The organism is Chryseobacterium sp. WX (assembly GCF_029542485.1).
Lineage (GTDB): Bacteria > Bacteroidota > Bacteroidia > Flavobacteriales > Weeksellaceae > Chryseobacterium > Chryseobacterium cucumeris.
Window position 1 is genome coordinate 2,597,575 of record NZ_CP120710.1, and the last position, 15,200, is coordinate 2,612,774.

The window sequence follows — 15,200 nt, forward strand, 5'->3', positions numbered from 1 at the left end:
AAACAATCTGGTATTTTCTTCTTTTCATTTTGCTCTTCTGCAGTTTTTGCTGTAAAGAAAAAGTAAAGGATAGCAGTCGTTTTATAACCTATCAGGTGAATCCTCAGAAAAAAAACACACAGCTGTATTGGAAAAGTGACAAAGGTGAGCTCCTGAAAAGTCTGGATCATCTGATTACTGATGTTCAGTATAAAAATAAAAAATTAGTATTCGCTATGAACGGAGGAATGTTTGAACCCGACAACTCTCCAAAAGGTCTTTATATTGAAGATTTTAAAATACTAAAATCCATAGATACATTGCAGGGCAGCGGGAACTTTTATCTTAAGCCTAATGGAATATTTTATTTAACCCGAAATAACCGGGCAGGAATCGTAGAAACTAAAAAATACGTACAAAATAAAGAGGTCAGATATGCCACACAATCTGGCCCCATGCTTATAACAAATGGAAAAATCAACTCGATCTTTCAGGAAAATTCTAAAAATCTGAATATCAGAAACGGCGTAGGAATTCTGAAAAATGGGGATCTCCTTTTTGTGATGTCTAAAAAAGAAATCAATTTTTATAATCTGGCAGAGTTTTTCAAAAATTCGGGTTGTAAAGACGCTCTATATCTTGATGGATATGTTTCAAGAACTTATCTTCCGGAAAAAAAATGGATCCAGAAAGATGGAAACTTCGGTATAATGATAGGAGTCACGGAATCTAAAAAATAAAAGTTATCCTCATTTCATAATGAAGAGGTAAAATATACCTATCTTTCCTCTCATTTTAAGAAACTCAACGCCTAAATCAATCTTATTCAACATGAAAAAAATAATACTAGACCTTGCCACTACATTAGACGGATTTATTGAAGGACCCAACGGAGAAACCGACTGGTGTATCATGGATGATGATATGGATTTTGATGGGTTTCTTTCCGGCATAGACACTATTTTCTACGGAAGAGTAAGTTATGACGCTTGGGGAAATTATCAACCGGAAGAAAATGCAGGTTTAGAAGAGCAAAAACTTTGGGAAGCAGTTCACTCAAAGAATAAATTTGTCTTTTCCAGTCAGAACCGAGAAGATGAGAATGCCGTTTTTATCAGTTCTGATATTGTGGAAAAAGTTTCAGAAATAAAAAAACAGGGAGGAAAAGACATCTGGTTGTATGGAGGAGCAAGTCTTATTAAAACATTTATTCAGGAGAATCTTATTGATACCTACAGAATATCTGTTCACCCAATTGCTCTGGGAAAAGGAAAGCCTCTTTTTGAAGATTTAAAAGAAAGACTGAATCTAAAATTGGTCAAAACCAATGTTTTCAAATCCGGTGTAGTACAGCTTATTTATGAGGTTTAAATAAAAATAATCAAACAAATCATGAAAAAAATAATAGGAATCTTTTTTTGTCTGGTGACTTCCTGTACGATGTCCGGACAAAATATTTCTGTCATTGAAAAAAAACTTAACCGTTCTTTTCAAAGGATTCAATACTGGTATGATACAAGCCGCAAGAATATCCTCACCGAGGACTCTCTTTACGCAGCCAATAGAAAGTTTGAAAAATTATTACATCACTATACATCATCCAATCCTCAAACCCTAAAGCATGATTTTAAATCACTTACGAAAAATGGGTTATCTATCAGTTCCTCGGAAGATGGTAAATTTAGAATCTATTCGTGGAATACGCTAACCGGAGGAACAATGCGTTTTTACAGAAGTGTTTTCCAGTATGAATCCGGTAAAAAAGTACAGAGTGAAACGTTGAAAAGCGATATGGAGCAGAATGCAGAATCCAATTATTATCAGATTAATGATATTGTATCACAGAATAAAAAATACTATCTGGCTCAAAACATTTCTGTATACAGCACTGCCCTTTATTACTATAGAGTAAAAGTTTTTTCTATTGACAATGGCAAGTTAAACAGCAATGCTAAACTTATAAAAACCGCTTCCGGAATCCAGAATGAGCTAAGTTATGAATTAGATTTTACCGCTTCTTCTAACACCAGTAATTCAATCAAAACCAAAACATTTGAAAACCTGGATATTCAATATGATCCTAAAAAGAAAATCATCAGTATTCCTTTAATTCTTGATGATTCTAAGATTACAGAAAAGAAAATCCGTTATCAGTTCAAAGGGAAGTACTTTGAAAAAATATAATAGATTTATGGTGTTAAGACATTAATTCAAATTAAATAATCCTCTACCCTTCTTCAATAAAAACATTTTTTAAACACCATGTAATATTATCACACTCAAAAGTGTCTTATTTAAAAAAAATTACATGAAATCTATTCTCACCTGTATCGCTTTAATGTTTGCGATGCATCCTCTTCTTTCACAAAAATCCCAAAAACTGGAACAGTTATTTTCAACGTATGAAAAAGCAGGATTGTTCAGTGGTTCTGTTTTGATTGCCGAAAAAGGAAAAATTATTTTTGAAAATAGCTACGGCTATAGAAATGCTCCTAAAAAAGAGAAAAATACCAATAATAGTCTTTACAGAGTTTTCTCCACTACAAAAATGTTCACGGCAACTGTTATTTTTCAGTTGGAAGAACAGGGAAAATTATCTCTGAATGACAAACTTTCCAAATACTATCCTGACTTTCCGAAAGGTGACAGCATTACCATTGCCCAGCTGCTTTCCCATACTTCAGGAATTCCCAATGATACCAACTCTGAATACACTCTAAATGAAGAAACATTTTTAAAATATATTGCTGCAAAACCTTTGAATTTCTCCCCTGGTAAAGATTGGGATTACTCCAATTCAGGGTATTATATTCTCGGTTATATCATTAAGAAAGTTACAGGCCTGAATTATGATCAGGTCATAGAAAATAATATCCTGAAACCTCTGAAAATGAATCACAGCGGATTCAACTTCAATAATGTAACGGATGAAAACAAGGCATTTGGATATGAATTTTTATCAGCTAAAAGGTCGAACGAAGCGTTGCGTTTCAAAACCGATCATCCTTTTGCTGCGGGAGCGATGTACTCTACGGTGGAAGATATTTTTAAATTTAATGAAGCGTTAAAAAACTATACCCTTCTTAAAAAAGAGACCACAGACAAAGCTTTTACACCTTATCTTAAAGATCATTATGGCTTAGGTTTCCAGATCTCTATGGATTTTGATAAAAAAAGGATTGGCCATGATGGTGGCGGACCTGGCTACAGAAGCCGATATTACAGAGTTCTGGATGATGATATTTGTGTGATTCTAATTTCCAATTCAGAGCTTTCTCACTCCGATTTTATTATTCCTCAAGTAGAAAAAATACTGTACAATAAACCTTATAGCATTCCGTCCATTGCAAAAGTGAGTGCAGAGGATTTAAAAAAGCTGGAAGGTGTTTACTCTACAGAAAATTCAAATTTTTATATCACCAGTAACGATGGACAACTTGTTTTCAAAGAAGGAAGCTATCCAAGAAATGCGTTGTTACCAAAAAGCAAAACATCTTTCCAGCTGGATGAAAAATTCACCTGTACATTTCAACGGGATCAAGACGGAAAAATAAATACTCTTGTCATTCATTTCTGGGATGGAACTGTAAAAACAGCAAAAAGAAAGACCAATACTCTTGCGTGGGGAATTATTGGAAATGCTACTCCGAATGGTTGGGACGGAAAAGATATACTGCTACAAACAGATCCTAAAAATCCGAATATTTATTTTCTGAAAAACTATACATTAAAAAAAGGTAATTTAAAATTCAGGTTTAATAATGACTGGGGATACAACCTCGGTCTGAATAATGACAATAAAAGTATTGCCTTCGATGCTTATGATTTCCCAATCCATGAAGATGGAATTTATGATATTGTTCTTGACATGACCAACGCTGTACAACCACAATACAGCATTAAAAAATCAAATCTATAAAACCAGTATTCACAAAGTAAAAAATACATATTTTAAAGCCGTTTTGTTTTCAAAACGGTTTTTATTTTTAATTTCCATTACTATTTTTTATTATTTTTATCTCACACAAAATCAAACACAAAATAGAATCTATGCCCCATTTTATAATAGATTGTTCACAGGATATTCTTCAGCAGAGAACACCCGATGAATTGATGGATGCCGTTTATGAAGCGGCAGACGGAACAGGACTGTTTGCTCCAAATGACATCAAAGTAAGACTTCAACCCTATCAGTATTACAAATTAGGCACAGGTAAGAAAAATTTTCTACATGTGTTTGGGTATATCATGCAGGGGCGCAATACAGAACAAAAAGCAGATCTTTCGAAGCAGATCTGTAACCAGATTTCAGAATTGCTGCCTGATATTTCTTTTCTTTCTGTCAATATCAATGATTTCGAAGCAGCGACATACAGCAACAAAGCACTCATTAATCCTGAAAATTCAGACCAGGACAGGCATTTTGGTTTATAACATTCACCTTTACACACACAACTAAACATTAATAATATGAGCTTAAAAACATTAGTCAGCAAAAGTGCGCAGTACAACAATTGGGTAGTCAATAAATATATCGACTGGTTATCCACAAAGTCTGATGAGCAGCTTAACCAGGAAACTATTTCCAGTTTTCCGACTATTTTAAAAACACTACACCACATCTGGCAAACTCAGGAATATTGGTGGAGCCACATTTCAGAAAAAGATGATTTTGATTTTGTAAAAACAGCAGAAACTACCAGCAAAGAGGATGTTTTCAATGCCATAAAAAACAATTCGCAGAAACTTGTAGATTATGTGGAAAATTTATCTGAAGAAGATCTTTCAAAAAATGTAAAGATAGAATCCCAATGGTTTCAGTGTGATTTTTCGAAATACGAGTATATCCAGCATGCTATTCTTCACGGAACGTATCACAGAGGACAGATCGTAACAATGGGAAGAAATATAGGAATCACTGATGCTCCTATGACGGATTTTAATTTCTGGAATATTTATAAAGACAAACAATAAAGCTATATCTTTTCTGTCACTTAAAAAGATAAAAATGTATAGTTTGACCCCATCATTATGACCACTACAACCATAGAACTCGATTTATTTCAGGAGAACATCAAACACCTTTCAACTAATGAGATCGGAAATTTTATTGCTATCACCTCCAGGAACAGAGTTATAATCTCTGGCGCAGAAACACCATTAGAGCCAGGAGTTGATATCTTAATGGCTAGAATCATTGATGAAGAAAAAATTTTAATTGTACTTGATCGTCCAACCTCTATAGAAAATGCTTTAATCATTGATTATACAGGGAAGCCTTTTGTAAAATTTAATATTGGAACTTCAATTAACGATATTAAGATAAATGGTAAAAAAATAATAGTCTCGTATTTTGATGAAGGTGTTTTACAAGGTGATAAACCTGACTGTGATGCATTGGCTGTATTTAATCTTAATGGGAAACAGGTTTTTGGTTTTAATTCAAGTAATTTACAAGACCAGCTTATCGATTGCTATTGTGTTGCCAATTTGGGAAATGGGAAAATAGTTTTTAATGGTTATGGAAATTTTTCTTTGCAGGAATTGGATGTAGGCACTTTCAATCTTGTCAGTTATGAAATTCCATCTGCTTGCAGAGGTGCTCAATCTGTATCTGCAAAAGCGGACAATATTGTATTTCATTCAACCTATAAAGACAAAACTAGTTTTCTTGTCTGGAATCTACACTCGGGGGAGCTCAGTCAAATAAGTTCTGAATTTAAAAATGCTCAGCCTACTGAAAATGGATGTTTTTACCAAGTCTATAAAAAATCATTTATAATCATTAATCCATTGGAATTTTAAATTTTGTGGATAAGTCTTATACTGTATTTCAGAGAATCCACAGAACAACTATTAAATTATTGATTTTAAATAATTTAAAATAATATCATTCAGTTATCCACATCTTTAAATAGTTGTGGATAACTTTTAACAATCCAATTTACCCTTGTGGATAAAGTATGGATAAGTTTTTTCAGCTAGTAAAAAAAGCTTATAACTATCTATATCTCTATAATTTACAATACTTATTTATTTTTTAGGGGTTTCCAGAATAGAAAACCATGTGGATAAGTTCTGTGGATAAGTTATCCACAATTTTTAGGTCTTACTTTTCATTAATTCCATCTCAATAATTCTAAATAACAAATATTTATTCATCAATTATTATGAATATTTTTTTATAAATTGCATTATAAACAAATCACCAATGAAAGAAATAATTTACATAAGTGAATTAAATTCAGTAAATTAAAAACATATTTACAAAAAACAACATTAATGTAATGAAAATATAATCTACCATTTCTGAATGCTCACTTAAAAATCAACAAACACAAAAAGTATAAACCTGAAAATAGTATTATACATCATGATGAAAAAGTTATCCACAATGAAAAATACAATAACCCAATACCCTCATTCAAATGACAACAACAGACATCATGGAAAACATCATCCCTTACCTTGGGGAAGCAGCACCGTACATTTCAATTCCTGAAAACTGTATTTTCAGAAATCATAAGATCGAGACAGAAATAAGTGAATGGAATTTTGAGAATGAAAATTATGCCCAACTGATCAAATTATTATTTTCATTAGGAAGTCTCAGCCTGTATAAAGCTCTTAATGATGAGAGTAAAGAAAAAATTTATTTCCTTGGCGAAAAAATCAGGATCAGAAAATTATCATATGATGAACCAAAATCAGTAATTATCGCCAGCGAAAGCATTCTTGAATCTGATAGAAAAGGCAAATCTCACATTCATATAAGAGACAACTATTCCAAAGAGCTGCTTTATTCTGCAGAGCTGGATTACTATATTATCACCCGTGAAGCATTCGAACTTTTTTATAAAGATCTGCTTAGTACGGTTCCGGTAGAATATCATGACAAAAATCTTCCCGAGAGTAAAATAATCAATACAGAAAAGCCTCATCATTTTACGATTTTAACAGAACCTTTTACTCCTAATCAATGCAAAGGGCATTTTGAAAATCATCCCATTGTACCATTTGTGTTTATAACTCAATGTATTTTAAATGAAATATTTAATTTTCTAGGTAAGGAAATGTCATACGAAATAGAAAGTTTTGAAGGGTACGCCTCTAATGCACTACCAACAGGAATCATTTTCCTGACCGAAGTCTTTCACCAACGATATTTAAAAAATCTTTTTTATTTCAAATGTGAGGTCAGCGACACTTCCGGAAATCCGTATGGAGTGGTTATTTTTACTATCAAATCGAAAAAATAAACTATCAGGTAAAACTGCATCATGGTAGTGTTTACTTATTCGTCGTTTATGACTGATAAAAACATTGTCTTTATAAGCCTTTTCGTACATTAGACTTTACAATACAATAGACCAATACACTCAATTTCATATGGAAAAATACACAATATCATCGGACGCTCAGAAAATTCACTATAAAGAATCCGGAAGTGGAAGTACTACGTTAATTTTCATCCACGGATGGCTCGGGAATACAGAATGGTGGGCAGGCCAGCAAAAATATTTCAGCAGTCAATATCATATTGTACAATTGGATCTTGCGGGGCATGGAAAATCAGATGCTTCAAGGCAGGAATGGACAAGTGAAAGATATGCTGATGATATTAAAGCGGTCGCTGATGCTGTTAACACACAGGAAATAATTCTTGTAGGACATTCTATGTCCGGAGCTTATGTTCTGGAAGCTTCATTAAAAATATCAAAAGTAAAAGCTATAATTCTGATCGATACATTGAAAAACCTGGACGAATCCTTTACCAAGGAACAAACCGAAGAGGTACTTTCCCAATACAGAAAGGATTTCAAATACACTGTTGAAAACTTTTTGCCTCAATTTTTGTTTGCTGAAGGAACACCTCGTACTGTAAAAGAAAGGGTACAGCATGAATTTCTTCATAACGAACCTGAATTGGCAATCAATGCGCTCCGGCCTTTATATAAAACAGACTTCAAGGCTTTCGCAAAACAGGTTCAAGTGCCCGTTATAGCCATCAATTCTGATGCTTCTCCTACTGATATTGAAGCTAACCGCAAATATTTAAAAGACTATGATTATGTTACCATTGAAGGTGTTGGACATTATCCTATGCTGGAAAAACCTGATGAATTCAATACTATTCTTAATGGAGTTATCCAAAAACTAATATAATATTTAAAGATGCAGAATACCAGAATCTTTACAACAGCATTCTCCAGTGTTTATCCCCATTACATTCAAAAAGCCGAAAAAAAAGGACGTACCAAAGAAGAGGTACATGAAATCATATTCTGGCTGACCGGATATAATGAAAATAAGCTGCAAGAAATATTAGATCATAAAACTGATTTTAAAACTTTCTTTGAGCAGGCTCCACAGATCAACCCCAATGTAGCTTTGATAAAAGGTGTCATTTGTGGATATCGTGTGGAAGAAATAGAGAACGAACTAATGCGAAATATCCGTTATCTGGATAAGCTGATCGATGAATTAGCAAAAGGGAAGAAGATGGAAAAAATACTAAGAACAACCTAAAGATATCAATTCAAAAAGAATCATTTTATAAATATGACTGAAACACTTCCCCATTTCAAAAAACTTCCCGAAATTAGCGGTCTGTGCGTTAAATACTATTCAATGAAATAAAAATTTAAATTACAACATACAGTAAAACTTAGTATAAGTTTTCTTCGGGGCAGGGTGAAATTCCCTACCGGCGGTTACAGTCCGCGACTCCTTTCTTATGAAAAGGACTGATCTGGTGAAATTCCGGAACCGACAGTTAAAGTCTGGATGGGAGAAGAAAATGAGATGACCAATAAGATTCCTTATGGACTCTTGTTGTGTTGTATTTCATTTCCATGTACCGAAGAGTATTTTAACTTTTAAAAGTAAAATAACATGGAAAAATTATTAGAACAATTCGGAGCTACCTCCAGAGAACGTGTAGAAAAAGCACTTCAGACATTACAACAGGGAAAAGGTATTCTTTTAGTAGACGACGAAAATCGCGAAAACGAAGGCGATATCATCTTTCCCGCTTCCACTATTACAGAACAGGACATGGCACTGCTGATCCGCGAATGCAGCGGTATTGTATGCTTGTGTATTTCTGAGGAAAAAAGCCGACACCTCAACCTTCGTCCGATGGTGGAAAACAACAATTCAAAAAATCAAACTGCATTCACCATTTCTATTGAAGCCAGAGAAGGTGTGGAATCAGGTGTTTCTGCAAAAGATCGTGTAACAACAATCAGAACAGCTGTAGCATCAGGTGCACAGGCAGAGCATATTGCAAGCCCCGGACATGTTTTCCCACTGATTGCAAGAGAAGGTGGAGTATTTGAAAGACGCGGCCATACTGAAGGCAGCGTAGACCTTGTAAAAATGGCCAACCTGGGTGACGATGCTGTACTTTGTGAACTGACGAATGAAGACGGTTCTATGGCAAGACTTCCGGAGATTGTTGATTTTGCCATCAAAAAAGAGATGAGTGTAGTGACTATCGAAGATATTTACGCTTACCGTAAAATGGCAATAAGCAATTAAACATAAACTTTTTTAACGCACAGACCGCCTGTTGATCCGATCAACAGGCGTTTTTGTTAAAAATTTAACTAAAAACTCATTAATTTGATAATTGAATACTATTTTTTATTTACTTTTAACAAAAAATTTTGACTATGAAAAAATCTTTATTCCTTTTATTAGGAGCATCTGCGATGTTTTCTGCGCAGATCACACTTACAAAAACAGCCAATGACCCTATTTCAGGAAACGTTGTCAATTATAATAACACAGCTGGCACCGTAGACAACTCTGCAACAGGACCAAACACAACATTTTCAAATGGAGGTCTTACGATGGGAGCAGCATCACAAACAACCTATTCAACTCCTACTGCCACTGAAATAGCAACTTTCCCGGGTTCTACTCTTAAAATGGTAGATGGCGCAACAACAGTTTACTATAAAGCCTCTTCAGCTAAACTGGAAATCACAGGAATGGTAAATCCACAGGCAACTTTAAACTTTAGTGTGGACAACGGTACTCATATTAATTACCCAACAACTTACGGACCGGCTCAAAACGATACTGCCAAAGGTACTTTCTCCTCATCTTCTGCGAGTGGACTGTTTAGCGGTACAATGACTGCCATTGCTGATGCATACGGAACTTTAATTATAGGTAATCAAACATACAGCAATGTTCTTAGAGTAAAATTCACACAGAATCTTAATCTATATTCATCACTGGATGTTACTTATTCTAACCCTATCGGAGCAATAGTCAATACAGCCTATTCTTATTACGATGCTTCTCACAGATATGCACTGCTTAATTCTACAAGTGGAAACATCAGCATTCCACTATTAAGCATCAACCAGAATGTAAAAACTACATTTGCATTAAGTGAAACATTCCTGGCCGTGAACAATGCAGTGAAAAAAGAAAACTTAGTGGTGTATCCAAACCCTGCTCAGGATTTTATCGGTTTCAAAGGAAATACGGATAATTATTCTAAAGCAAACATTTACAGTCTGGATGGCAAATTGGTTAAAACTTCAGATGTAAAATCTGGAAACATACAGATCTCAGATCTTCCTCCAGCATCTTATTTCATTGAGATCAGTGGAAAAAATGCCGCAGAAACAAAGAATACAAAATTCATCAAGAAATAATACAAACAAATCCCCGCTCCAATGAGCGGGGATTTGTTTTGTAAGGAAGCAGGAGGATGGAGGTTGGATATATACTCCCATCCTCCTGCTTCCCTCTTTCCACCTAAAACCAACTCTTAAAAAGTAGCTGCGGGAGCAGTTTCGTTATTAAGCTTCCGTTGAATTTCTGTCTTTTTTCCTTTTGAGAAATCATAACTCAGCCCTAATACAAACATCGACTTATTGTTCATAATCTGTGTATGAATTTTATAGTCTACCAGACTTTCCGGCAAACTTTTCGTTTTGTATTCTGAAGGCATTCCTATCCAGTACATTCCTGTCGAAAATGTCCAGTTTTTATGTTTATAGCTTACAAAAATATTATTCTGATTTTCATTCGTATTAAGGAATGCGCCATTGAGACTATATACCGGGATATTGAACTGATACTGAACGGAAAAAGATTTGTATTCTGAAGAAAGCGAGAAATAATTTCCTAAATAATTATTTTTTATCAAAGCACCTTTACTTGTTCTTACAGTTTCAGAAGTAGGTGTGATCACTGCTTTTATGACCAATAAACTGCTCCCAAAAGGTTTATAAGAACCGGTAAGCTGTACTCCATATCGCTGTCCGTTTTTTCCATTTTCATAAGTAAGTGCATATCCATTCAATGCCTCATCCTGAACGTAATACTGGTTGATTACCCTGTTGGTATATCGGTAAAATAAACCTGCATTAAAATCAAAATACTTATTATTAAAAGAATAGGTCAGATTATTAGAAAAGATTTGTTGGGATTTTAAAAAGGGATTTCCCCGTTGAACAATATTAGGAGCCAATTGCACCACATTACTACTTAAAGCGTTACTCCAGGGACTTACAGGATTATAACTTGCTGTAAAACGAACGTTCTGATTATTTTTAATCTGATAAGCTAAAATAACCTTTGGAGTAAAAGTCCATTCATCAAAAGTATTTTCTGCACTTTTGTTGTGAATATTGGTAAGACCTGCGCCAATACGATAGCTTAATTTGTCTGCTTTCCCTGCAAATTCGGTGTAAAAATACTGTTCCAGATAACTGACACTGTATTGGGAATATCCGGCAAGGTTATTCAGATCATTGGAAATAGAAGACCTTGAAATTCGGTATCCCGATGAAAGTTTTCCTGCAGTAAAATCATGAGCATGTGCCAGTTCTCCTACCAGACTCGTCTGCTTGGCTTTCAATACCATATCATTATCATATACCGATAATCCTGAACCTACAATCCATTCTCTGGCCGTTTCTGTAGTATTGGCAGTATAATGAGAGCCTACAACATTAATACTCAACTCATCTTTTTCCCCAATCTTTTTAGAATAATAAAGATCCAGCTTAGGAATCACATAATCTGAACCATTATTTTTGAACATATTGTGCTCTTCCTTCAGATTATCCTCAGTAAAAACACTCTGCCCCACGCCTTTTGAAAACCTGTTGAAGACATCCATATTCAGTTTAGCCTGAAAAGCGTAATCATCAGCAACAAGTCTGGTATATCGTAACGCAATATTCTGGAAAGTATATCCGAAATGATCTTTTCTATTTTCATCAGACCGGTAATGCTTCCCGTTCAGCTGATAATCATAGATACTATTGACCCTTCTGTCATTATAATCTCTAAGATTCAGGGAATATTCCAGTCCGAAATTATTCTTTCCCTTTGTATAATCCGCATAGGCAGAACCATTCACAAATCCTGTATTCAAAGCTGTGGAAACATCAGCTCCGAACACATACCCTGTTTCTGTAGACCTTGTCAGAATATTCACTACCGTATCTGCTCTTGTTGCCCATCTTGCAGGTGGAATATCATAATACTCTACCTTTACAACCTCACTGGGTGCAATACTTCGGATCTGCATATCAGTAGCTTCAATCCCGTTGATAAGAAATAGCGTAGTTCCCCCTTTCGTACTGGTAATGGTATTAGCTACCGGATCCAGTTGTAATTCCGGAAGGGTACGGAGCAAGTCTTTTGCGTATCGTGCTTTTTCCAGTGCTTCTTTATCAAAGGTATAAACAGCTTTATCTGCAAACTGTTTTTTACGTTGTGATTTCAGAATAACTTCCTGAATCTCTCTAATAGCCACTGCATCAACTGTATCATTTTTCTTCTCCTGTGAAAACATAAAGACGCCGCAAAGAAAGAAGATGGTATATATAGTTTTTTTCATATCTGAAGATGAATTATACAATTAAAACAATCAATTCTCAATGTTTGTTACATTTGTAATGGCAAACCGATCAAAAAATGATCAATCTGTTTTCTTTAAAAAACTTTAATTATTATGTTAAATTCAGCCCGTTTTTTGCTGGTATTTCTTACATCACAAAATATAGAGTTATGAAAAAAGCAGTCCTATTAATTCCATGCTTCCTGTTTTCTTTTCTGAGAGCTCAGGAAATTCAGAGCAGCCAGGCAGAAAAGATGAATATCATCAAGACCAATGTCACGGCTTATGCATTCAGAAATATCAATCTGTCTTATGAAAGAGCTATCAACCAATGGTTTTCTGTGAACATTGGCTTTGGAACGATGACAGAAGGAAAAGTACCTTTTATCAATGCTTTTCTGAAAGATGAAGATGAAAAAAGATTCCAGAATATAAGAGTAAAAGCGACTAATTTTACCATAGAGCCAAGGTTTTATATTGGACAAGGTTATGGAAAAGGTTTTTATTTTGCTCCTTATTACCGGTATTCAAGTGTGACGTCCAATACTTTTGATTTTTATTATGATTATAATGGTCCGAATGGAGTGACTTATCCAATCCCACTTAAAGGACATGGAGATACCAAAGGAAATAGTGGAGGTTTAATGGTTGGTGTACAGTTCTTTCTGACCAGAAGCAAGAATCTTGTATTGGATTTCTGGATCGCAGGCGCCCACTACGGAAGCGGAAAAGGAGATTTTACCATGACCTCAGATTATGTATTAACCCCGGATATGCAGGCACAGCTTAAAAAAGAAATTGAAAATCTGGATATTCCTTTTGTAAAATATACGGTAGAAACCAATGCCAATGGCGCCAGAATAAAAGTAGACGGACCTTGGGCAGGCTTCAGAAGCGGGCTTTCGATTGGATATAGATTTTAAAGACTCACTTTTATACACTATGAAACCGCTCTTTTCCAGAGCGGTTTGCTTTTTCCTGAAATTTGTATCTTGGATCCCATTATTAAAAAACTTTTCAGGAAAACAACATTGTATGGACTCAACAGCTATTACCACAGGTCAAAGAATCAAAGCCATTATAGGTGGATCTATCGGAAATCTTGTTGAATGGTATGACTGGTATGCATATGCAGCGTTTGCCATTTATTTCTCCCATTCATTTTTTCCGGATTCTGATTTGAATGCACAACTGATGAATACCGCAGGAATATTTGCTGTAGGATTTCTTATGCGTCCTATCGGCGGATGGCTGTTCGGAAGTATTGCAGATAAAATAGGAAGAAAAAAAGCTATGACACTTTCTGTTTTGTTGATGTCTTTCGGATCTTTACTGATTGCTCTTACTCCTACCTATCAATCCATAGGTATTCTTGCTCCTTTATTGCTTTTACTGGCAAGATTACTTCAGGGATTAAGTGTGGGTGGTGAATATGGAGTTTCCGCAACTTACCTCAGCGAAATGGCGACTCAGGACAGAAGAGGATTTTATTCAAGTTTTCAATATGTCACTTTGATTGGCGGACAGCTTATAGCATTAGGAATTCAGCTTATTTTACAAAAACTATTACTCACAGAAGCTCAGCTGGAAGAATGGGGCTGGAGAATTCCTTTTGTAATTGGGGCACTCCTTTCTATTATTGCATTATATCTTCGGGCGAATCTTCACGAAACAGAAGCTTTTGAAAATAAAAAGACAGTCAGCGAAAAGAAAAAAGGAACCGTAAAAGAACTTCTGAAACATCCAAAAGCTCTACTTACCGTTGTGGGGCTGACTTTAGGAGGAACGCTGGCATTTTACACCTATACAACTTATATGCAGAAATTTCTGGTGAATACGGTACATCTTACCAAGGAAGAGTCTACTTTAGTTTCTTTCATTTCGTTATTTATTTTCGCCTGCCTTCAGCCTGTATTTGGTGGATTATCCGACAAGATCGGAAGAAGGCCGCTTCTTTTAGGTTTTGGTATTCTGGGAACCTTATGCACCGTTCCGCTTCTTACAGCATTGAGTGCAACGACGTCCATTTGGACTGCATTTTTCCTGATTATGGCAGCATTAATTATTGTCAGCGGCTATACATCCATTAATGCCGTCGTAAAAGCTGAGCTGTTTCCTTCCGAAATCAGAGCACTGGGTGTAGGTTTACCTTATGCCATTACCGTAGCTGTATTTGGAGGAACTGCAGAATATATTGCACTTTGGTTTAAAAAGATTGGTTCTGAAGAATATTTTTACTGGTACATTACCGGTTGTATTCTTTTTTCTCTGGTTGTTTATGTTGGAATGAAAGACACCAAGAAAACTTCTACACTGGATAAAGACTAATATCAGAAATACTATA

At 35.1% G+C, this 15,200-nt stretch carries 15 protein-coding genes and 1 riboswitch; of the genes, 14 read left to right on the top strand and 1 reads right to left on the bottom strand.

Features of this window, described 5'->3' with window-relative positions; genetic code table 11:
* The first annotated feature begins 95 nt into the window (after window positions 1–95).
* The 12 genes from PZ898_RS11640 (at window position 96) to PZ898_RS11695 (ending at window position 10,655) form a co-directional block, all read left to right on the top strand.
* Window positions 96–719, top strand: coding sequence for a phosphodiester glycosidase family protein (locus PZ898_RS11640; protein WP_277695562.1), 624 nt, complete (start codon window positions 96–98; stop codon window positions 717–719).
* A gap of 91 nt (window positions 720–810) precedes the next feature.
* Complete coding sequence (locus tag PZ898_RS11645) at window positions 811–1,350, top strand: dihydrofolate reductase family protein (protein ID WP_062675865.1); 540 nt, start codon at window positions 811–813, stop codon at window positions 1,348–1,350.
* Between the two features lie 21 nt (window positions 1,351–1,371).
* Window positions 1,372–2,163: a hypothetical protein gene (locus PZ898_RS11650; RefSeq protein ID WP_147367608.1), complete on the top strand. Its 792-nt coding sequence runs from the start codon at window positions 1,372–1,374 to the stop codon at window positions 2,161–2,163.
* 124 nt (window positions 2,164–2,287) lie between these two features.
* Window positions 2,288–3,898 carry a serine hydrolase gene (locus PZ898_RS11655; protein ID WP_277695563.1) on the top strand — a complete coding sequence of 537 codons (1,611 nt, stop codon included), beginning with the start codon at window positions 2,288–2,290 and terminating at the stop codon, window positions 3,896–3,898.
* 131 nt (window positions 3,899–4,029) lie between these two features.
* Window positions 4,030–4,413, top strand: a complete 384-nt coding sequence (locus PZ898_RS11660; RefSeq protein ID WP_277695564.1) for a 5-carboxymethyl-2-hydroxymuconate Delta-isomerase — start codon at window positions 4,030–4,032, stop codon at window positions 4,411–4,413.
* Between the two features lie 36 nt (window positions 4,414–4,449).
* Window positions 4,450–4,953 (top strand): DinB family protein, encoded by a 504-nt coding sequence (locus PZ898_RS11665; protein ID WP_123279107.1) that lies wholly within the window; start codon window positions 4,450–4,452, stop codon window positions 4,951–4,953.
* A 57-nt stretch (window positions 4,954–5,010) separates the two neighbouring features.
* A complete protein-coding gene (locus PZ898_RS11670) occupies window positions 5,011–5,784 on the top strand; it encodes a hypothetical protein (protein ID WP_123279106.1) in 774 nt (257 codons plus the stop codon).
* Between the two features lie 623 nt (window positions 5,785–6,407).
* The gene (locus PZ898_RS11675; protein ID WP_277695565.1) at window positions 6,408–7,238 is read left to right on the top strand and encodes a hypothetical protein; all 831 of its coding nucleotides are present in this window, start codon (window positions 6,408–6,410) and stop codon (window positions 7,236–7,238) included.
* A 130-nt stretch (window positions 7,239–7,368) separates the two neighbouring features.
* Window positions 7,369–8,145, top strand: coding sequence for an alpha/beta hydrolase (locus PZ898_RS11680; protein WP_277695566.1), 777 nt, complete (start codon window positions 7,369–7,371; stop codon window positions 8,143–8,145).
* 9 nt (window positions 8,146–8,154) lie between these two features.
* Window positions 8,155–8,508 carry a DUF2200 domain-containing protein gene (locus tag PZ898_RS11685; protein ID WP_062675857.1) on the top strand — a complete coding sequence of 118 codons (354 nt, stop codon included), beginning with the start codon at window positions 8,155–8,157 and terminating at the stop codon, window positions 8,506–8,508.
* A 147-nt stretch (window positions 8,509–8,655) separates the two neighbouring features.
* A riboswitch (FMN riboswitch) is annotated at window positions 8,656–8,782 on the top strand.
* A 92-nt stretch (window positions 8,783–8,874) separates the two neighbouring features.
* Complete coding sequence (gene ribB / locus PZ898_RS11690) at window positions 8,875–9,522, top strand: 3,4-dihydroxy-2-butanone-4-phosphate synthase (RefSeq protein ID WP_277695567.1); 648 nt, start codon at window positions 8,875–8,877, stop codon at window positions 9,520–9,522.
* A 134-nt stretch (window positions 9,523–9,656) separates the two neighbouring features.
* On the top strand, window positions 9,657–10,655 hold the full coding sequence (locus PZ898_RS11695; protein WP_062675855.1) for a T9SS type A sorting domain-containing protein: 999 nt from the start codon (window positions 9,657–9,659) through the stop codon (window positions 10,653–10,655).
* Between the two features lie 116 nt (window positions 10,656–10,771).
* On the opposite strand, the gene PZ898_RS11700 is transcribed toward PZ898_RS11695, so the two are convergent.
* Window positions 10,772–12,856, bottom strand: coding sequence for an outer membrane beta-barrel protein (locus PZ898_RS11700; protein WP_277695568.1), 2,085 nt, complete (start codon window positions 12,854–12,856; stop codon window positions 10,772–10,774).
* A 170-nt stretch (window positions 12,857–13,026) separates the two neighbouring features.
* Between PZ898_RS11700 and PZ898_RS11705 the strand changes: the two genes are divergently transcribed.
* Both PZ898_RS11705 and PZ898_RS11710 read left to right on the top strand, forming a co-directional pair.
* Entirely contained in the window at window positions 13,027–13,779 is a 753-nt protein-coding gene (locus PZ898_RS11705; protein ID WP_277695569.1) for a DUF3575 domain-containing protein, read from the top strand.
* Between the two features lie 112 nt (window positions 13,780–13,891).
* Complete coding sequence (locus PZ898_RS11710; RefSeq protein WP_277695570.1) at window positions 13,892–15,184, top strand: MFS transporter; 1,293 nt, start codon at window positions 13,892–13,894, stop codon at window positions 15,182–15,184.
* Window positions 15,185–15,200 lie beyond the last annotated feature (16 nt).